Origin of the sequence: Actinomadura sp. WMMA1423, assembly GCF_006547145.1 — a bacterium.
In the GTDB taxonomy this organism is placed as follows: Bacteria; Actinomycetota; Actinomycetes; order Streptosporangiales; family Streptosporangiaceae; genus Spirillospora.
In genome coordinates this window covers 1,211,502-1,230,913 of record NZ_CP041244.1, presented here as the reverse complement: position 1 = coordinate 1,230,913, position 19,412 = coordinate 1,211,502, and the positions used below count along the sequence as shown (strand labels likewise).

Annotated in this window: 14 protein-coding genes, 1 tRNA gene and 1 riboswitch; of the genes, 13 read left to right on the top strand and 2 right to left on the bottom strand. The window is 72.8% G+C overall.

Annotated features, from left to right (window positions below):
- Positions 1-27: 27 nt before the first annotated feature.
- Complete coding sequence (locus tag FKD65_RS06030; protein WP_141576537.1) at positions 28-1,347, top strand: glycosyl hydrolase 53 family protein; 1,320 nt, start codon at positions 28-30, stop codon at positions 1,345-1,347.
- 441 nt (positions 1,348-1,788) lie between these two features.
- Here FKD65_RS06030 and FKD65_RS06025 read toward each other — a convergent pair.
- Positions 1,789-1,862: transfer RNA gene (locus FKD65_RS06025), tRNA-Pro, on the bottom strand.
- A 229-nt stretch (positions 1,863-2,091) separates the two neighbouring features.
- Here FKD65_RS06025 and FKD65_RS06020 point away from each other — a divergent pair.
- From FKD65_RS06020 to FKD65_RS05965, 12 genes are all read left to right on the top strand, one after another.
- Positions 2,092-2,847 carry a hypothetical protein gene (locus tag FKD65_RS06020; protein ID WP_240809986.1) on the top strand — a complete coding sequence of 252 codons (756 nt, stop codon included), beginning with the start codon at positions 2,092-2,094 and terminating at the stop codon, positions 2,845-2,847.
- 183 nt (positions 2,848-3,030) lie between these two features.
- A complete protein-coding gene (locus tag FKD65_RS06015) occupies positions 3,031-4,923 on the top strand; it encodes a PP2C family protein-serine/threonine phosphatase (RefSeq protein WP_240809985.1) in 1,893 nt (630 codons plus the stop codon).
- A gap of 467 nt (positions 4,924-5,390) precedes the next feature.
- A riboswitch (cyclic di-AMP (ydaO/yuaA leader) is annotated at positions 5,391-5,546 on the top strand.
- Between the two features lie 11 nt (positions 5,547-5,557).
- Positions 5,558-6,322: a CHAP domain-containing protein gene (locus FKD65_RS06010; protein ID WP_141576535.1), complete on the top strand. Its 765-nt coding sequence runs from the start codon at positions 5,558-5,560 to the stop codon at positions 6,320-6,322.
- Between the two features lie 216 nt (positions 6,323-6,538).
- Complete coding sequence (locus tag FKD65_RS06005) at positions 6,539-9,454, top strand: CDP-glycerol glycerophosphotransferase family protein (protein WP_205718559.1); 2,916 nt, start codon at positions 6,539-6,541, stop codon at positions 9,452-9,454.
- The gene (locus FKD65_RS46195) at positions 9,438-10,739 is read left to right on the top strand and encodes a glycosyltransferase (protein WP_141576534.1); all 1,302 of its coding nucleotides are present in this window, start codon (positions 9,438-9,440) and stop codon (positions 10,737-10,739) included. The genes FKD65_RS06005 and FKD65_RS46195 overlap by 17 nt, the downstream gene beginning before the upstream one ends.
- A gap of 24 nt (positions 10,740-10,763) precedes the next feature.
- Entirely contained in the window at positions 10,764-12,002 is a 1,239-nt protein-coding gene (locus tag FKD65_RS05995) for an acyl-CoA dehydrogenase family protein (protein ID WP_141576533.1), read from the top strand.
- A complete protein-coding gene (locus FKD65_RS05990) occupies positions 11,999-12,778 on the top strand; it encodes an SDR family oxidoreductase (protein ID WP_141576532.1) in 780 nt (259 codons plus the stop codon). Before FKD65_RS05995 ends, FKD65_RS05990 begins: the two co-directional genes overlap by 4 nt.
- A 26-nt stretch (positions 12,779-12,804) precedes the next feature.
- A complete protein-coding gene (locus tag FKD65_RS05985) occupies positions 12,805-13,422 on the top strand; it encodes a TetR/AcrR family transcriptional regulator (RefSeq protein WP_141576531.1) in 618 nt (205 codons plus the stop codon).
- Positions 13,423-13,446: 24 nt separating this feature from the next.
- Positions 13,447-14,601 (top strand): acetyl-CoA C-acetyltransferase, encoded by a 1,155-nt coding sequence (locus FKD65_RS05980; RefSeq protein WP_141576530.1) that lies wholly within the window; start codon positions 13,447-13,449, stop codon positions 14,599-14,601.
- A gap of 5 nt (positions 14,602-14,606) precedes the next feature.
- Positions 14,607-15,773 carry an NADH:flavin oxidoreductase gene (locus FKD65_RS05975; protein WP_141576529.1) on the top strand — a complete coding sequence of 389 codons (1,167 nt, stop codon included), beginning with the start codon at positions 14,607-14,609 and terminating at the stop codon, positions 15,771-15,773.
- Positions 15,774-15,807: 34 nt separating this feature from the next.
- The gene (locus FKD65_RS05970) at positions 15,808-16,785 is read left to right on the top strand and encodes an SDR family NAD(P)-dependent oxidoreductase (protein WP_141576528.1); all 978 of its coding nucleotides are present in this window, start codon (positions 15,808-15,810) and stop codon (positions 16,783-16,785) included.
- A 19-nt stretch (positions 16,786-16,804) separates the two neighbouring features.
- Entirely contained in the window at positions 16,805-17,611 is an 807-nt protein-coding gene (locus FKD65_RS05965; protein ID WP_141576527.1) for a MaoC family dehydratase N-terminal domain-containing protein, read from the top strand.
- On the opposite strand, the gene FKD65_RS05960 is transcribed toward FKD65_RS05965, so the two are convergent.
- Positions 17,608-19,230 carry a glycerol-3-phosphate dehydrogenase/oxidase gene (locus tag FKD65_RS05960; RefSeq protein ID WP_240810295.1) on the bottom strand — a complete coding sequence of 541 codons (1,623 nt, stop codon included), beginning with the start codon at positions 19,228-19,230 and terminating at the stop codon, positions 17,608-17,610. The two genes, FKD65_RS05965 and FKD65_RS05960, sit on opposite strands and share 4 nt — an antisense overlap.
- Between the last annotated feature and the right edge of the window lie 182 nt (positions 19,231-19,412).

The following is a 19,412-nucleotide window of genomic DNA, read 5'->3' as shown; positions in this document are numbered from 1 at the left end:
GTACCCGTCCAGCCTCGAAGGATCGACATGAACACTCCCACCCCCCGACCTTCGCTCAACCGCCGCGGCTTCCTGCTGGCCTCGGCCGCCGCCGGCGTCGCCGCCGCCGTCCCGCTCACGGGCGCCCGCGCCGCGAGCAGCCCGGCATCCGCGAGCGGCCCCTTCCGGACCGCATTGTCGGTCAGCCCCTTCACCGAGAAGGTGCTCGACAGCGTCTCCCTTACTGACGGCGCGCGGACCGCGAGCACCGTCACCGACGTCCAGCGCCTCTTCAAAGCCCACGGCGCCACCGAGGTCTACGCCCGCATCGCGACCCGCCGGCAGGCACAGTCGGGCGATGCGCAGCACGGCTTCGACCGGGGACTGCAGCGAGCCAGGCTCGCCCGCAACCTCGGCCTGCCCTTCAACCCCGAACTCGGCCTGTGGGCCGTCTACGGCGACATGTCGTACCAGCCCGAACCCGACTTCACCGACTACCCCGCCATCAAACTGCCCGGCCAGTGGACAACGCTGACCATCGACCAGATGGTGCCTGCCCTCCGACGCTACGGAGCCTTGGTCGCCGCGCAGATCCTGCTGACCGGTGCCCAGGTCAAGACGTGGGACCTCGGTAACGAGGTCGAGTTCGGAGTGGCCGGCGTCGCGATCCGCAGTCTGGTCACACAGTCCGACGGCTGGACTTACAGCCCGCCGGACGCGGTCGACCCGGCCATCGGCGAGATGGACTTCTACACCCTCATCTCCATGGCGGAGGACGACCGCATCGCCTGGCTGCAGACCCACCTGTGGCCCCACGTCGGCCGCCTGCTCGCCGCCACCGCCGAAGGCATCCGGTCCGTCTACCGCGGGGCCCGTTTCAGCACCCACACCAGCACGGTCGCCGCTGCCAGCAGCAAACTCTCGACGGCCTTCTGGCAGGCCATGTCCGCCGCCGGCTTCCGGGCCGACGAACTCGGCACGTCCTTCTACCCGACGAGCAACGACTACGGCGACCGTCTGGCCATCTTCAAGGACGTCACCACCACTCTGCAGAGCACCTTCGGCAAGAAGGTGTTCGTGGCCGAACTCGGCTACCCCTCTGCGACCATGTCCGATCCCTACGCCTGGAACAGCCCACTGCCCGGCTACCCGATCTCGCCGCAGGGCGCGCACGACTTCGTCCGCGACCTCGTGGCATGGGGCGGCGGCACCAGCGGCCCCCTGTCCGGCGTGCGCCCCTGGGCCCCCGACTACTGCACCGCGGGGTGGCAGCCGATGAGCCACTTCACCGTGACCGGGACGACCGCAACGGCCGACCCCGTTCTCAACGCGATCGCCCAAGGCCTCCAGCAAGCTGCTGGAGGCTGACTGCACAGACTCACACGTACGAACGCGACTCTGCCATCGGCGGCAGGAAATGCGAACAAGCCGGTGTTGCTCCTGGTCGGCGCCACGCTGCCAGAAGCAACACCGGCGCGCCGCCGTGAGCGTGATCAATCGCGTCGAGCATGCCTTCGCGCCGAAGTGGTGGAACACCTCGCGCGACTGCCGCCGCAAACGCGACGGCGTCTACCTGCCACCCACGGCATCGCCCTCGTGTGCAAGTTCCGCTGGACCCGACCGAGAAGGACCTTTTGACCGGTGTCATGTGCTCGGCACGCATTTCCGGCCAACGTGATCTATCCAGTGAGACGAAAGCCGCTTTCTGGGCCCGAGCCTGCGGGCGTTGGCTCCCCCTGTGGCTCCCCACCCCTGTTGGGGGAGCCGTGGAGCGACTCTGCTTTAGCCCTCTGACCTGCATAAACTCTGTCGGGACGGCGGGATTTGAACCCACGACCCCTTGACCCCCAGTCAAGTGCGCTGCCAAACTGCGCTACGTCCCGGTGCCTGGTGGAGCAGGCGTGAATTACTGTAGCGCAGTCTGCGGGGTCGTGCGTACCGAGATACGGGGGCGCGGATCTCTGGTAGGCAGGCCGGATGGTGCGTTTGCGGGTGGTGCTGGCCGGGGTCGTGGGCCTCGGGCTGGTTTGCGGGTGCGGGGGCGGTGGAGGGGCTCGGCCGGTGGGCGCTAGTCCTGAGCCGCCAGCGTCGCAGGGGAGTTCTGAGCCGCGGGTGTCGGAGACGCCGTCCAGGGCGCCGGTCGTGCGGGTGCCGGCGGGGGTGCGGGCCTCGTACGAGGTGTTCGATCGGCGCTCCGGGCGGGTGGTGGCGGCGCGGGCCACGGCGCGGACGTTCCGGTCGGCCTCGGTGGTGAAGATCCTCATCGCGCTGGACTACATGGACCGGCACGAGGTGTCGGCGGCCGATCGGCGGTTGCTCGTGCCGATGCTGCGGTCGAGCGACGACGGGGCGGCCACGGAGTTCTGGCGGCGGGGCGGGCAGAGGCGGGTCATTGAGCGGATGGTGCGCAAGGTCGGGTTGGAGGACACCGCGCCGCCGCCCGCGGAGAAGCCCGGGTTCTGGGGGTACACGGCGCTCAGCGCGCGGGACGTCGTGCGGATGTACCGGTATCTCCTGGACGAGGCGCCGAAGGGGCAGCGGGAGTTCGTCCTCGAGCAGTTGCGGAGGTCGACGCCGTGCGGGACGGACGGGTTCGACCAGACGTTCGGGATTCCGCGGGCGGTGAAGCGGCCGTGGGCCGTCAAGCAGGGGTGGTCGGGGTTCGGGGAGACGCCGGCGGAGCCGTGCCGCGGTGTGCGGCCGGCGGCGTGGGGGCCCGACCTGGGGCTGGGGCGGCCCGTCCTGCACACGACCGGGGTCGTGGAGGACCGGATCGTGGTGGTGCTGACCCTGCATCCGGCGGGCACCTCGTTCCGGGCTGCCGCAGCGCGGATCACCGCGCTGACCAGGCAGGTCGCGGGGGTGTGACGCCGGTCACACGGTGGGGAACGGTTCGGTCCTGAGAAGGTCACCGGAAGAGGTCGGGTTCGGGCATGAAGGGAAAACCCGGGCAAAGGTACGGCCTCTTTATGAAGAGATGGGCGAATAGTCCCTCACTGACGTATGTAGCTTTTTTCTCCCAGAGGCAGGTGACGCCGAACGGGGGACAGGTTGGCGGAAGCGGAGGGCGTCCAGCCCGGGGCGCACGTTGCGGACCTGGAGGACCTGCACCGCGCGGCGCACGACCGCGCGGTGATGGCCGAGGCGCGGGTCGTGCTGGCCCGCCGGCTCGGCGTCCCGCCGGGGGAGGCCCTGCAGCATCTGATCTGGCTCGCGCGCGACCTCGACATGGACATGGCCGAGGCGGCGTCCCTGCTGGTCAAGGACGGGGGCGGCGGGCCGGTGGGGGCGGTGGCCGCGGGGCGGCGGGCGCCGCGCACCGAGGAGGTCCCGGCGGAGCGCCAGGCGGTGCTGTCGGAGGCCGAGGACGTGCTGCGCCGGGTCACGGCCGAGGACACCGCCGGGGACGCGGAGATCCTCGCGCGGGTGCCCGATGACCCGGCGGCGGAGGCGGTGCTGGACGGGGCGCTCGACTCGGCGGCCCACCTGGTCCCGGTTCGGGGGCCGGACGGCAACGTGGCCGACTTCCTGTTCGCCGAGCTCAACGGGGTCGCCAAGGACATGTTCGGGCGGGGCCGGGAGGAGCTCACCGGGCTGCGGCTGCTGCGGACGGACCCGGGGGCGGTGCTCAGCGGCCTGTTCGACGACTACGTGGAGGTGCTGGAGTCCGGGACGCGGCTGGAACGGCCCTCGATCCAGTACTCGACGGCCCAGCGCGGCCTGTCCCGCTCGTCGCGGATGAGCGTCCGGTGCGTCCGGGTGCCGACCGGCATCTGCGTGACCTGGCGGTACCACCTGGTCGAGGACCGGATCGCGCGGCGGCTCGAGCGGGTCGAGCGGCTCGCCCTGATCGGGTTCGGGGAGTGGGACCTCGCCACCGGTGAGGCGGACTGGACCCCGCAGATGCTGGCCAACTACGGCCTCGCCCCCGACGAGGTGCCGCCGATGCCGCACGACCTGCCGAAGGTCGTGGCCGACGACGACCTCCCGCTGGTCGAGGAGGCCGTCCAGACGATGTTCTCGCGGCGCGAGCCGGTGGAGGCGGAGCACCGCGTGATCGGCCACGACGGGACGCCCCGCCACCTGTGGGTGTTCGCCGAGCCCGTGCTCGGCGAGTCCGGGCTGCCCGTGTCGATCAACATCGTCTCCCAGGACATCACCCGGCGGCGCGGGGTGGAGCGGGCGCTGGCGGAGACCCGGCGGCAGATGCTGCGGCAGCAGGCGCGGACGGCGCAGGAGCGGCGCGTGGCGGTGACGCTGCGGCGGGCCATCCTGCCCGACGAGGACGAGATCGAGCAGCTCCCCGGCCTGTGCACGTCGATACGCAGCATGGCGGCGGAGAGCACGGCCCGCATCGGCGGGGACTGGTTCGCGACCAAGGCCCTGCAGGACGGGCGGGCGATGTTCGCCATCGGGGACGCGGCCGGGCACGGCCTGCCCGCGGCGGCGGCGATGGCGCGGACCCGGAACGGCCTGCTGGGGCTCGCCTGCACCGGCGAGCGGGCGGGCCGGCTGGTCGGCTGGCTGAACGAGCTGATCGGCGCGCTGAACCCGCCCGCGACGGGCACCGCCATCGTCGCCCACTACGACCCCGCCCGGCACGTCCTCGAGTGGACGTGCGCGGGCCACCCGCCGCCGATCCTCGTGCGGGACGGCCGGGCGGCACCGCTGGAGGTGGTCCGCGACCCGATGCTCGGCGCCATGCCCGGGTGGGAGTACACGACGGTCACCACCCGGCTCCACCCGGGCGACATGCTCTTCCTGTACACCGACGGCCTGGTGGAGCGCAGGGACGCGGACCTGGACGAGCGGATCGCCCGCCTGACCCGCATCCTGCGGGACTGCGCCGCGCGCCCCGCCCAGGTGCTGGACGAGGTGCTGGGGCGGATGGAGCACGACCGGGCCGCGGACGACACCACGCTCTTCGCTCTCCACGTGGAGTGACCGTCCGGGCCTCCCGGTGACGAACGCCATGCCCGACCAGCGAAGATCGCCGTGTGTGACGTGTGCCTCACTCGGCGGGTCGGCCGAGGCTCTCCGGGGCCCGGCACAGAGCGCCGGCCGCGCCCTTTTCGATCTTCTTTACCCTTTCTCGGAAGACCTGTAAGCCCGGTGGGCAAGGGCCGGGCGGCGTGTCGGCAAAGATCGGGAAGACGCGCCGCCCCGCCGGTGTTGGGAGTCTCTTGGAAGGGCTTTGAGCAGGCAAGACTTTACTTTATGCCTGGTTTGCTTTTCTTGGGATGGTTGGTACGTTCGATCCCAATCACGCAACGCGTCCCATGCGTTGCCACCGGCCGCACCATGCGCGGCCGAGGATCGCGGAGCGGTATCCGCACGCGATGCGCGCCATGTGATGCGCGCCCCCTCATCAAGATCAGTCAGTGAGAACATCCGTATACCGGCACCGCCCAGGCGGTGCCAGGCCGAGTCCGTCCGGTCGAGGAGATCGGAAACGGAGCCGGGGACCCACGTTTCTGGGGTGAATCGGCGCGCCCGAGAGTCGCGCCGTAGGGCTCTTCCATGCCCGAATCCGTCAGCTAACCCGGTAGGCGCCATGGAAGACAAGGAGATTCCCTGCATGACCGGTCGTTTCGATCGACTTTCGCTCAACCGCTTCTCGTCCGAGGACAAGGCCCTCGGCATCGCCGCCGGGGCCGTCCTCGCGGGCGCGGTCGGGCTCTCCGTCCTCAACCCCCTCGGCGGCGGCCGCGCGGTCGCCGAGACCCCCGCCAATGCGGCGGCGGTGGCCGAGCAGGGCACCGCTTCGCAGAAGTCCTCCAACGTCAAGACCGTGAAGGCCTCGGCCGCCGCCGAGGCGCGCCGCGAGGGATTCAAGGTCCCGCCGCACGCCGTCAAGGCCGACGAAGTGATCAAGCTGGCGAAGAAGCAGGTCGGCGTGCGCGAGGGCAGGGGCGGCGAGACCAAGTACCACAAGTGGTATGTCTCGACTCCGCATGCCAAGGCCACCGCCAAGCGTGACGGCGGATTCTCGGTCAAGGAGTACAACGGCGCCCAGTGGTGCAACATGTTCGTCTCCTGGCTCGGCGCCCAGACCGGCGTCAAGAACATGGGCTGGGACGCCTACACCGTCCAGCACGCCAGCTGGTTCAAGCAGACCGACCGCTGGGGCCACAAGGCCAAGCCGGGCGCCGTGGTGTTCTTCGACTGGCAGGACGGCTCGAAGGCCGGAATCGGCGACATCGACCACGTCGGCATCGTCGTCAAGGACAACGGCAACGGCAAGATCACCACTATCGAGGGCAACACCGAGAACGCGGTGAAGCAAAAGGTCCGCGACAAGTCCGAGGTCGTCGGCTACGGCTACCCCGACTACGCCCGCTGACCTGACACCGACCCCAGAAGGCGCCCTTCCTCCCGGGCGCCCGCCCCACGAAGGCGCCCGGCCTCCCGCCGGGCGCCTTCTGGCGTTCCGGGTGTTGTGCCCTTTGTCTCCGGAGACGGTGGGTAATGGCAAGCGTTGACAGGCTTTGATCCCTCTTGGACCTCACTGCGGCGTTCCTGGAAAGGAATCCAGCACGCCGGAGTCTGCGGAGGGGGGATGCCCATGGGGGCGCGCCCGGATGTCAGCGTCGTGGTGATCGCCTACAACGACGCCCGGAGGCTCCCGAGGGCGGTGGCCTCCACGCTGGAGCAGTCCCTGGGCGGCGTCGAGACGCTGATCGTCGACGACGCGAGCACCGACGGCACGGGCGAGGCCGCCGACCGGCTCGCCGCGGCCCATCCGGGGCGGGTGCGGGCGGTCCACCTGCCGGTCAACTCCGGCGGCTGCGGACGCCCGCGCAACACCGGGATCGAGGCGTCGGCCGGCCGGTACCTGATGTTCCTCGACAGCGACGACCTGCTGGACCGGCACGCCTGCCTCAACCTGCTCGCCGCCGCCGAGGACACCGGCGCCGACATGGTCTCGGGGCTCTGCGACCGGATCTTCCTCGACGTCCCGAGGGGGGCGAAGGGGCGCGTCCGCCCCTGGTATCCGTGGCTCTACCGGCACAGCGCCGTCCACGAGTCCCTGAGCGAGAACCCCGACCTCCTCTACGACACCCTTTCGACCAACAAGGCCTACCGGCGCGGCTTCCTGGAGGAGCACGGGCTTCGGTTCGTCGAGCGGCTGCACTACGAGGACCTGCTGTTCACCGCCGAGGCCTACCTGGAGGCCGGACGGACGGCGCTGATCCCGCACCGCGTCTACAACTGGCTCGTCAAGGAGCGGACGCGGGCGCCGTCGATCTCCAATCGGCGCGCCGAGCTGGCCAACTTCGCCGACCGGCTGGAGATCCACCGCCGCATCGACATGCTCTTCGCGCTGCGCGGCGCCTACGACCTGCAGCGGGCCAAGGACGTCAAGTTCGTCAACCACGACCTCGTGCTCTACCTGCGGGAGCTGCGCGGACACGACCACGCCCACCAGGCCCGCTTCCTGGACCTGGCCGCCGCCTACCTGGCCGAGCTGGACCCGCGGGTCCTCGAGCAGGCCAACCCGCTGCCCGCGATCGCCGCGCACCTCGTCCGCGAGGGCGACCACGCGGGGGCGCTCGCCGCCGCCGAGTACGACCCGGCCAAGCGCCCGGAGCTGCGCGCCCGCCTCGTGGAGCGGGACGGGCGCGTCTACTGGGGCGCCGGCCGCCCGCGGGGCCGGCTCGGCCGCCGCGTCCTGGACGTCACCGGCTTCGGCTTCCACGTGCGGCCCCTCAGAGAGCTGCGCCCGGCGAACACGGTCACGCGGCTGGAGGCCCGCGGTGACCGCGTGCTCATGGCCGGGTACGTGCTGAACCCGCTGGGTCGGGTCCCGCAGGAGGCCGAGCTGACCGGGACGCTGGAGTTCTCCGACAGGCGCCGGCGCTCCAGGAGGGCGCGGGTCCGCGCGTCCGTCCGGCACGAGGGCGACCGGCTCACCTGGCGGGCCGAGTTCGACCCCGCCCGGCGGATCCGCCCGTTCGGGTTCGTCGACCCCGTCTGGGACGTCCGGCTGCGCGTCCGGGTGGACGGCGAGGAGGTGGTCACCCGCCTCGGCGCGGGCCGGGGGTCGCCGCGGCTCGGCGGTGCCGCGCTGCCCGTCCGGCCGCGGCTGACGCGGTTCGCGGGGGACCGGCTCCGCTCGTACGTCACCGAGGGAGGGCACCTGGCGTTCGCCCTGGAGACGGGGAGCCCGTGGGCGAGGCTCTCCCGCGCGGTCGCGCGCCGCGCCGCCGGGTCCCGGCCGGGACGGCTGGCCAGGCGCCGCTGGAGGAGGGTCTCCACGTCGGCGCGCCGGACGCTGACCGGCCGGAACACCAAGATCATCGTCTTCAACGGGGTGCTGAGCAGGCTGCCCGTCCGGACCGGGCTGGCGGTCTTCGAGAGCCAGCTCGGCCGCCACTACGCCGGCAACCCGAAGTACCTCTACCGGGAGCTGCGCAGGGCCGGCCGGCCGGTGACGGCGGTGTGGTCGTACTCGTCGTCCCCCAAGGGGTTCCCGGACGACGCCCGGGTCGTCAAACGCGGATCATGGGCGTACTACCTGGCGCTCGCGCGGGCCCGGGTATGGGTCGACGACCAGGGCTTCCCGGACGGGCTGCGCAAGCGCCCCGAGACCACCTACGTCCAGACCTGGCACGGCTCGGCGTTCAAATTGATGGGGCTGGACCAGCCGCGGCTGAAGTCGGGCCCGGCCTCCGACCAGGCGCGGCTGCGGCGGATGGTGGAGCGGTTCGACTGCTTCCTGGTGCGCTCCGGGCACGACGCCGAGACGCTCTGCAACGGGCTCGGCGTCCGCTCCGAGCTGCTCCCGGCGGGTTACCCCCGCAACGACCCCCTGGTCAACGGGGTGGAGGGGGATCCCGAGCTGGCCGCCGAGGTCGCGGCGCTGCGCGACGCGCTCGGCCTGGACGACGGGCGCCGCGCCGTCCTGTACGCGCCCACCTACGCCACCGGGCCGAGGGGCCGTCCGGTCCGGCTGCTGGACCCGCCCGTGGACCCGGCGGTCTTCGCGCGGGAGCTGGGGGAGGAGTTCGTCCTGCTCGTCCGGCCGCACTACCTGTGCCGGGCGAACGTGCCGCCCGGCGCCCGCGAGGTCATGCGGGACGTCGGCGCGGTGCCCGATGTGACTCCGCTGATGCTGCTCGCGGACGCGCTCGTCACCGACCACTCCTCGATCATGTTCGACTTCGCGCTGCTCGACCGGCCGATCGTCCTGCACCTGCCGGACGGCCGGGACCTCGCCACCGGCTACTTCGACCTGGAGCGGCACGCCCCCGGGCCGATCACCCGCACCGAGGACGAGCTCGTCGCCGCGCTCGCCGGCCTGGACGCCGCCGAGGCCGGGCACGCCGCGCGGCGCCGCGCGTTCGCCGCGCGCTTCGGCGAGCACGACCGCGGCACCGCCGCCAGGACGCTGGCGGACCGCTACTTCCCGGCCGCGCCGCCGAGCGGGAGGGGACCGCGAAAGAGGAGGGAACGCCATGGCCGCGCCGCGTGACGTCTTCATCGTGTGCAACAACGCCGACGAGATGGGCGGCCTCCAGCGCTGGGCGCACCACATGGCGCGGCTGCTGGCCGGGCGCGGCGACCGGGTCGCCCTCGTCGGGATCACGCGGGGCCCGGAGCCGTACTACCACCACGGCCGCGACGGCTCCTACGCCGTCGAGGTGCTGCACGGGGAGTGGCGCCCGCCCGCCATGGCGTGGCGTCCGCGGAAGGCGCTCCGGCGGCTCGATCCGGTGGCGCTGGCCCGTGACCTGTGGCGGACGGCCGTGCAGCGGCGGGGGGCGGCGCGGCTGTCGGAGCTGTTCGCCGCCGCGAGGCCGGGGGCGGTCGTCATCGTCGCGCAGGTCTGGGCCATGGAGTGGGTGCGGCTGGCCGACACCTCCGGGCTGCGCGTGGTGGCCATGAGCCACGAGTCGTACCAGGCGACCCGCGCCTCCTCTCGGTACGCGCGGGTCAAGGAGCACTACGCCCGCGCCGACCGGATGCTGGTGCTCACCGCCGAGGACGCCGACGCCTGGGCCAGGGCGGGCATGACCAACGTCGACCACATCCCGAACCCGCTGCACGTCACGCCCGTCGTGCGTCCGACGCTCGACCTGCCCGTCGTCGCCTGCGTCGGCCGCCTGTCCTACGAGAAGGGCGTGGACCTGATGCTGGAGGCCTGGGAGCGCGTCGCCTGCCGGCATCCCGGGTGGCGGTTGCACATCTACGGCACCGGCCCCGACGAGGCGGACCTGCGGGCACGGGCGGACGCCGCCGGGCTGTCGGGCTCCGTCGAGTTCCGGGGCGCGGTGTCCGACGTCGAGGAGGCGCTCGTCGAGGCGTCGGTGTTCGCGCTGCCCTCGCGGGCCGAGGGCTTCCCGATGTCGGTGCTGGAGGCGATGGCGTACGGGCTGCCCACGGTCGCGTTCGACTGCGCGCCGGGCGTGCGCGTGCTGATCGAGGACGGCCGGGACGGCCTGCTGGCCCCGCCGGGCGACATCGCCGCGTTCGCCGCGGCCCTCGACCGGCTCATCGAGGACCCGGAACTGCGCCGCGCGCTCGGGAGCGAGGCCCGCGCGTCGGTTCCGCGGTTCGGCCCGGACGCCGTCCTGGCCCGCTGGGACCGGCTGTTCGACCTGCTCCACCGCGACCTTCCCGCCCCCGCACCGGGCCCCGCGCCGGACCCGGTGCGGGCCCCGGCACCGGCTCCCGCGCAGGGCCCGGCCGCCTCCCCGGTCCCGGGCCCGGCCGCCGTACGGGGAGCCGAACCCGCGCTGGGGGGTGATTCTTTCTAACAACTGTTTGGTAGAGTTCGCGGCGTGAAGCAGAACGAGTCGCCCGCGGACCGGGCCTTCCGCGCCGAGGTCCGCGACTGGCTCCAGGCCAACCTCTCGGGCGAGTTCGCGCACGCCCGCGGGCTCGGCGGGCCCGGCCGCGAGCACGAGGCCTTCGAGGAGCGGCTGGCCTGGGAGCGGCACATGGCCGCCGCCGGGTGGACGTGCGTCGGCTGGCCCCGCGAGTACGGCGGGCGCGGCGCCACCGTCGAGCAGCAGGTGATCTTCCACGAGGAGTATGCGCTCGCTGATGGGCCCGCCCGGGTCAACCACATCGGCGAGAACCTCCTCGGACCCACGATCATCGCGTTCGGCACCGACGAGCAGCGCGCCCGCTTCCTGCCGCCGATCGCGGCGGCGCGGGAGCTGTGGTGCCAGGGGTACTCCGAGCCGAACGCGGGCTCCGACCTCGCCAACGTGCAGACCCGCGCCGAACTGGCCGGCGACCACTGGCTGGTCAACGGCCAGAAGGTGTGGACCTCGCTGGCCCTCGAAGCCGACTGGTGCTTCGCCGTGTGCCGCACCGAGCCCGGCTCGTCCCGGCACAGGGGGCTGTCGTACCTGCTCGTCCCGATGCGCCAGGACGGCGTGGACATCCGGCCGATCGTCCAGCTCACCGGCACCTCCGAGTTCAACGAGGTGTTCTTCGACGGCGCCCGGACCGACGCGGCCAACATCGTCGGCGCGCCCGGCGACGGCTGGAGGATCGCGATGGCGACGCTCGGGTTCGAGCGCGGCGTCGCGACCCTCGGCCAGCAGGTGGGGTTCCGGCGCGAGTTCGAGGGCGTCGCCGACCTCGCCCGGCGCACCGGCGCCATCGACGATCCGCTGCTGCGCGACCGGTTGACCAGGTCCTACATGGGCCTGGAGATCATGCGGCTGAACGCGGTGCGCACCATGGCGGGCGTCGCGACGGGCGCGCCCGGCCCCGAGTCGTCCATCTCCAAGCTCGTCTGGGGCACCTGGCACCGCGAACTCGGCGAGCTCGCCATGGACGTCCTCGGCGCCGCCGGGCTCGTCGCCGACGGGGCGCCGGGCACGGGCCCCGGCGGCGGGACCGCCCAGGCGGGGCCCTACGACCTGAACGACTGGCAGCGGCTGTTCCTGTTCTCCCGCTCCGACACGATCTACGCCGGGTCGAACGAGATCCAGCGCAACATCATCGCCGAGCGCGTGCTCGGCCTGCCCCGTGAACCGGCCGCCGACAGGAAGGCACGCGGATGACCCCGCCCCCCTACGTTCCCGGGCACGGGCTGCTCGCCGGCCGCGCCGTCGTGATCACCGCGGCGGCCGGAGCCGGGATCGGCGGCGCCACGGCCCGCCGCTGCCTGGAGGAGGGCGCCCGCGTCCTGGTCTCCGACGCGCACGAGCGGCGGCTCGCCGCGACGGCGCAGGAGCTGGAGAAGGAGTTCGGCGCCGACCGGGTCGCCGCGCTGCCCTGCGACGTCACCTCCGAGGAGCAGGTCCAGGCCCTCTACGCCGCGGCCGTGGAGCGGTTCGGGCGCGTCGACGTCGCGGTCAACAACGCGGGCCTCGGCGGGACGGCCGACCTCGTCGACATGGCCGACGAGCAGTGGGGACGCGTTCTCGACATCACCCTCACCGGCACGATGCGCTGCACCCGCGCCGCCCTGCGCCTCATGCGGGACCAGGGCTCCGGCGTCATCGTCAACAACGCGTCGGTGATCGGCTGGCGGGCGCAGAAGGGCCAGTCGCACTACGCCGCCGCCAAGGCCGGAGTCATGGCGCTCACCCGCTGCTCCGCACTGGAGGCCGCCGAGTTCGGCGTCAGGGTCAACGCCGTCTCCCCGTCCCTCGCCATGCACCCCCACCTGGTCAAGGTGACGTCCGAGGAGCTGCTGGAGGAGCTGACCCGCCGGGAGGCGTTCGGCCGCTACGCCGAGCCGTGGGAGGTGGCCAACGTTATCGTCTTCCTGGCCAGCGACTACTCGTCGTACATGACGGGGGAGGTCGTCTCCGTCTCCTCCCAGCACGCATAGGGGCACCGGCACATGAGGAACAGCGCATGAGTCCACGACGGCGCGACGCCGAGGGCACCGCCGCCGCCCGCGCGGGGCGGCGGGCTGAGCTGCTCGCCACGGCCGCCGAGGTGTTCGCCTCCCAGGGGTACTCCGCCACCACCGTCCGGAAGGTGGCCGACGCCGCCGGGATCCTCGGCGGCAGCCTCTATTACCACTTCGACTCCAAGGAGTCGATGGCCGACGAGATCCTGTCGACCTTCCTGGACGACATGTGGGCCGCCTACGACCGCGTCCTGGACGCCGGGCTCAGCGCGCGCGACACCCTGGAGGCCGTCGTCGTCGAGTCGTTCCGCTCGATCGACAGGCACCGCCCCGCAGTCGTCCTCTACCAGAACGAGTCCAAGCACCTCGCGACCAGCGAGCGGTTCCACTACCTCCTGGACTCCCAGCGCCGGTTCGAGGAGATGTGGCTCTCCCTGCTGGACCGCGGCGTCAAGGAGGGCGCCTTCCGCGCCGACCTCGACCGGACCCTCATCTACCGCTTCATCCGCGACACCGTCTGGGTCGCGGCCAACTGGTACCAGCACGGCGGGCGGCTGTCCGCCGACGACATCGCCAAGCAGTACCTCGCCATGTTCCTCGAAGGGATCCAGGCGAGCTAGCCCCGTACGAAGGAGACACCCCCCATGGCCGAGGCATACATCGTCGACGCGGTCCGCGCCCCGGTCGGGCGCCGCAACGGCGGGCTCGCCGGCGTGCACCCCGCCGACCTCGGCGCCCACGTGCTGACCGCGCTCGTGGACCGGACGAGGATCGACCCGGCCGCCGTCGAGGACGTGGTCTTCGGCTGCGTCGACACCCTCGGCCCGCAGGCCGGCGACATCGCCCGCACCTGCTGGCTCGCCGCGGGCCTCCCCGAGGAGGTCCCCGGCGTGACGGTCGACCGGCAGTGCGGCTCGTCCCAGCAGGCCGTCCACTTCGCCGCGCAGGCCGTGCTGTCCGGGACGTCGGACCTGGTCGTCGCGGGCGGCGTCCAGAACATGTCGCAGATCCCGATCGGCTCGGCGATGACCGCCGCGGCGCCGCTCGGCTTCACCGAGGGGCCCTTCGCGGGCTCGGCGGGCTGGACGCGCCGCTACGGCGACGCGGAGGTGTCGCAGTTCAACGGCGCCGAGATGATCGCCCGCGACTGGGACATCTCCCGCGAGGAGATGGAGGCCTTCGCGTACGAGTCGCACCAGCGCGCCATCCGCGCCATCGACGAGGGCCGCTTCGAGCGCGAGACCGCCCCCCTGGAGGGCGTGACCGCCGACGAGGGCCCCCGCCGCGACACCACGCTGGAGAAGATGGCGGGCCTGAAGACGCTCGTGGAGGGCGGACGCCTCACCGCGGCGGTCTCCTCGCAGATCTCCGACGGCGCCGCCGCGCTCCTCATCGCCTCCGAGCAGGCCGTCAAGGACCACGGCCTCACCCCGCGCGCCCGCATCCACCACATTTCCGCGCGCGGCGAGGACCCCGTCCGGATGCTGTCCGCGCCCATCCCCGCCACCGCGTACGCGCTGAAGAAGACCGGGATGACGATCGGCGACATCGACGCCGTCGAGATCAACGAGGCGTTCGCGTCCGTCGTGCTCGCCTGGCTCAAGGAGACCGGCGCCGACCCGGCCACGACCAACCCCAACGGCGGCGCCATCGCCCTCGGCCACCCCCTCGGCGCCACCGGCGCCCGCCTGATGACCACGCTTCTGCACGAGCTCGACCGCACCGGAGGCCGCTACGGCCTCCAGACCATGTGCGAAGGCGGCGGCCAGGCCAACGTGACCATCATCGAAAGGCTCTGAATCCCGTGGAGGTCTTCGAATCGGTGCGGCTCGGACCGGTGACGTTGCGCAATCGCGTGATCAAGGCGGCCACGTCCGAGGGGGTGACGCCCGAATCGCTCGTGACCGACGAGCTGATCGAGTACCACCGGCGGCCGGCCGCCGGGGGAGTGGGCATGACCACCGTGGCCTACTGCGCGGTCGCGCCCGAGGGGCGCACGTCCCGGGGGCAGATCTGGATGCGGCCGGAGGCCGTCCCCGGGCTGCGGCGCCTCACCGAGGCCGTCCACGCCGAGGGCGCCGCCGTGTCCGCGCAGATCGGGCACGCCGGCCCGGTCGCCGACGCCAGCTCCAACGGGCTGCCCGCGATCTCGGCCGGACGGTTCTTCAACCCGCTCGGCATGGCCTTCACCAAGGTGGCCACGGCCGAGGACATCGAGCGCATCACCCGGGCCCACGCCGAAGCGGCGAGGTTCGCGATCGAGTCCGGCTTCGACGCCGTCGAGATCCATCTCGGGCACAACTACCTGGCCAGCTCGTTCCTCAGCCCCCGCCTCAACCGGCGCGGGGACGGCTTCGGCGGGCCGATCGAGAACCGGGCCAAGGTCGCGCTCGGCATCGCCCGCGCCGTCCGGGACGAGGTCGGCGACCGCATCGCGATCACCGGCAAGCTCAACATGCGCGACGGCGTGCGCGGCGGCCTGGAGATCGACGACAGCCTCTACGTCGCCCGCAGGCTCCAGGAGGAGGGCACCGTCGACGCGCTGGAGCTGACCGCCGGAAGCTCCTTGCTCAACCCGATGTACCTCTTCCGCGGCGAGATGCCCGTCCGGGAGTTCGCGGCCAGCTACAAGCCGCTCATGAGGCTCGGGCTGCGGATGTTCGGCAAGCGGTTCCTGCGCGGCTACCCCTACCAGGACGCCTATCTGCTGGAGCATGCCCGCAGGTTCCGCGCCGAGCTCGACCTGCCGCTGATCCTGCTGGGAGGCATCACCGACCGGGCGAGCATGGACACCGCGATGGCGGAGGGCTTCGAGTTCGTCGCCATGGCCCGCGCCCTGCTCCGCGAGCCCGACCTCGTGAACCGGATCGCGGCCGACCCGTCCACGCCGTCCCTGTGCGTCCACTGCAACCGCTGCGTCCCGACGATCTACATGGGCACGCACTGCCCGCTCGTCCCGAAAACGAATTGACCTGGAGCGCGCTCCAGCTTCTAGCTTCGGGGGCATGACCACTCCACAGCACACGATCGGATCGGGATTCGGCTTCGGGAGCACGGCCCGGGAGGTCCTCGAGGGCATCGACCTGTCGGGCCGGCTCGCCGTCGTCACGGGGGGCTACTCCGGGCTCGGACTGGAGACGACGCGGGCGCTGGCGGGCGCGGGAGCGCGGGTGGTGGTCCCGGCCCGGCGGCCGGAGGCGGCGAAGGACGCCGTCGGCGGCATCGACGGCGTCGAGATCGACGAGCTGGACCTGGCGGACCTGGAGAGCGTGCGCGGGTTCGCCGAGCGCTTCCTCGCCTCCGGGCGCGGCATCGACATCGTGATCGACAACGCGGCCGTCATGGCGTGCCCGGAGACGCGGGTGGGGCCGGGCTGGGAGGCGCAGTTCGCCACCAACCACCTCGGGCACTTCGCGCTGGTGAACCGCCTGTGGCCGGCCGTCGGGCCGGGGGCGCGGGTCGTCTCGGTGTCGTCGCGCGGGCACCACTTCTCGCCGATCCGCTGGGACGACGTCCAGTTCGAGCAGGGCTACGACAAGTGGGAGGCGTACGGGCAGGCGAAGACGGCCAACGTGCTGTTCGCCGTCCACCTGGACGCGCTCGCCAAGGACGAGGTGCGGGCCTTCTCGCTCCACCCGGGGAGCATCCTGACGCCCCTCCAGCGCCACATCCCCAAGGAGGAGAAGGTGGCGAACGGCTGGATCGACGAGGACGGGAACGAGATCGCACAAGGGTTCAAGACGCCGGAGCAGGGCGCGGCGACGGCGGTGTGGGCGGCCACGTCACCGCGGCTGGCCGGGATGGGCGGCGTGTACTGCGAGGACTGCGACATCGCCGAGCAGGTCCCGGACGACCGGCCCGCGCCGCGCGGACGGAGCGGCGCGCCCTCCAGCGGCGTGCGGTCCTACGCGACCGACCCGGAGCAGGCCGGGCGGCTGTGGGCGCTGTCGGCGGAGCTGACCGGGGTGAACGCGTTCGCGTAGCGCCTGCGACGATGGGGCCGTGATCGACATCGCGGGGTGGGCCCCGGAACCGCAGGAGACGACCGAGGTCATCGGAGCAGGGCCGGCGGAGGCCCTGGCCGGGGTGCTCGACGTCGAGCCGCCGGGGGAGGAGCTGCCGCCCCTCTGGCAGTGGCTGCACTTCCTCGAACGGCCCGCGCGGCGGGAGCTCGGGCCGGACGGGCATCCGCGCGAGGGGCGGTTCCTCCCGCCGATGCCCGACCGGCGCCGCATGTTCGCGGGTGGGAGGTTCCGGATCCACGAGCCGCTCCGCGCCGGGGACGCCGTGACGCGCCGGGCGGAACTCGCCTCCACCGCCGTGAAGCGCGGACGCAGCGGGGAGATGCTGTTCGTGACCGTCCGGCACACCTTCGTGCGGGACGGCGCCGAGATCGCGGTCGAGGAGCAGGATCTCGTCTACCGAAGCGGTGGCGCGGCGCCCGGTCCCGAGCGGCCGGCGTTCGAGGCGCCCGACGTGGACGCACCGTGGACGCTCCGGACGGCCGCCGATCCGGTCATGCTGTTCCGGTTCAGCGCCCTCACCTACAACGCCCACCGCATCCACTACGACGAGGCGTACGCGACCGAGGTGGAAGGGCACGCCGGCCTCGTCGTCCACGGGCCGCTGCTCGCGATCCTGTGCCTGGAACTGCCGCGCCGGGCGGGCCTGAAGGTGCGCGAACTGTCGTTCCGCGCCCGCAGGCCCGTCTACGCGCGGCAGCCGTTCGTCGCGGCCGGATCCCCGGACGGCACCCTCTCCGTCCACGCGCCGGGCGACGTCACGGCCATGACCGCCACCTTCGCCTAGGCGGCGGTGACCGGCGCCTCCTCGACCGCGGGACCGCCGCGGCGCTCCGCCGCGACCTGCCGGAGATACCGCTTGACCTCGCCGCTCACCCGCTCGCCGTCCCAGCCCAGCCAGGGCGCGACGAGTTCGGCGACGCGGGCCGCCGCGGCGGCGCCGCCGTCCCATTCCTCGATCGAGATGCGCAGCCGCCGCGAGAGGACGTCCTCCAGGTGCAGCGCGCCCTCGTGCGTCACCGCGTAGACGGCCTCGGCGCACAGGTAGTCCTCGGCGCCGGGGACGGGGGCGCCGAGCGCCTGGTCGCCGGCGACCAGGGCCAGGACCTCCCGGGCGCACGACCCGTACCGGTGCAGCAGGTGCTCGATCCGCGCGACGTGCAGGCCGGACTCGGCGGCGAGCCGGCGCCGCTCGTTCCACAGCACCTCGTACCCGTTGGCGCCGAGGATCGGCAGCCGGCCGGTGACCGACGCGGGGACCGAGTCGTCGAGGCCCTCGGCGACGACGTCGACCGCGTCCCGCGCCATCACGCGGTAGGTGGTGAACTTCCCGCCGGTGACGACGACGAGGCCGGGCACCGGCTCGGCGACGGCGTGCTCGCGCGACAGGCGCGTGGTGTCGTCCATCTCGCCGGACAGCAGCGGCCGCAGGCCCGCGTAGACGCCCTCGATGTCGTCGTGCGTGAGCGGCGTCCGCAGGACGGCGTTCGCCTGCTCCAGGAGGTAGCCGATGTCGGTGTGCTCGGCGACGGGCTCGTCGGGGCCGCGGTCGTGCGGGGTGTCGGTCGTGCCGACGAGCCAGTGCCGCCCCCACGGGATGATGAACAGGACGCTCTTGGACGTCCGCGTGATCAGCCCGGTGCCCATCGGGATCCGGTCGCGGGGCACGACGAGGTGGACTCCCTTGGACGCCCGTACGCCGAAGGCGGCCCGCGACCCGGTCATCGCCTGGGCACCGTCCGTCCACACCCCGGTCGCGCACACCACGCTCCGGGCCCGGACGGAGATCTCCCGGTCGCCCTCCAGGTCCAGGACGCGGACGCCGGTCACCCGCTCGCCCTCGCGCAGGAACCCCGTCACCTCGGCGCGGGTGGCCACCTTCGCGCCGTACTGGGCCGCGGTGCGGGCGACCATCATCGTGTAGCGGGCGTCGTCGACCTGCGCGTCGTAGTACTGGACGGCGCCGACCAGCGCGTCCGACCGCAGCGCCGGGGCCTCCCGCAGCGCGGCCCGCCGCGTGAGCTGGCGGTGCCGGGGCAGCGACCGCGCGCCGCCCATCGAGTCGTACAGGGTCACGCCCGCGCTGACGTAGGCCCGCTCCCAGACCCGGTTGCGCAGCGGGTAGAGGAACCGGACGGGGCGCACCAGGTGCGGCGCGAGCCGCTGGAGCAGCAGGCCGCGCTCGCGCAGCGCCTCCCTGACCAGCCCGAAGTCGCGCTGCTCGAGGTAGCGCAGCCCGCCGTGGATCAGTTTGCTGGACCGGCTGGACGTGCCGGCCGCCCAGTCCCGCGCCTCCACGAGGGCGACGGACAGGCCCCGCGAGATCGCGTCGAGCGCCGCGCCGGCGCCGACGATGCCGCCGCCGACGACCACGACGTCGAACTCTGCCTCCGCGAGGTCCCGCAGGGTGTCCTCGCGGTACCGCGGGCCGAGGGCTACGGATGTCACTGCATGCTCCCGAAGAGAGGTCAGATCGAGTGTCCTGCGGCCGGGTTGCGGCGGGCCGTCGCCCGGAGGGCGTCCAGGTGGACGTCCCGCCGCATCCCGGCGAAGAGCGTTCGGCGTCAGGTGCCGCGCGTTCCCTCCGG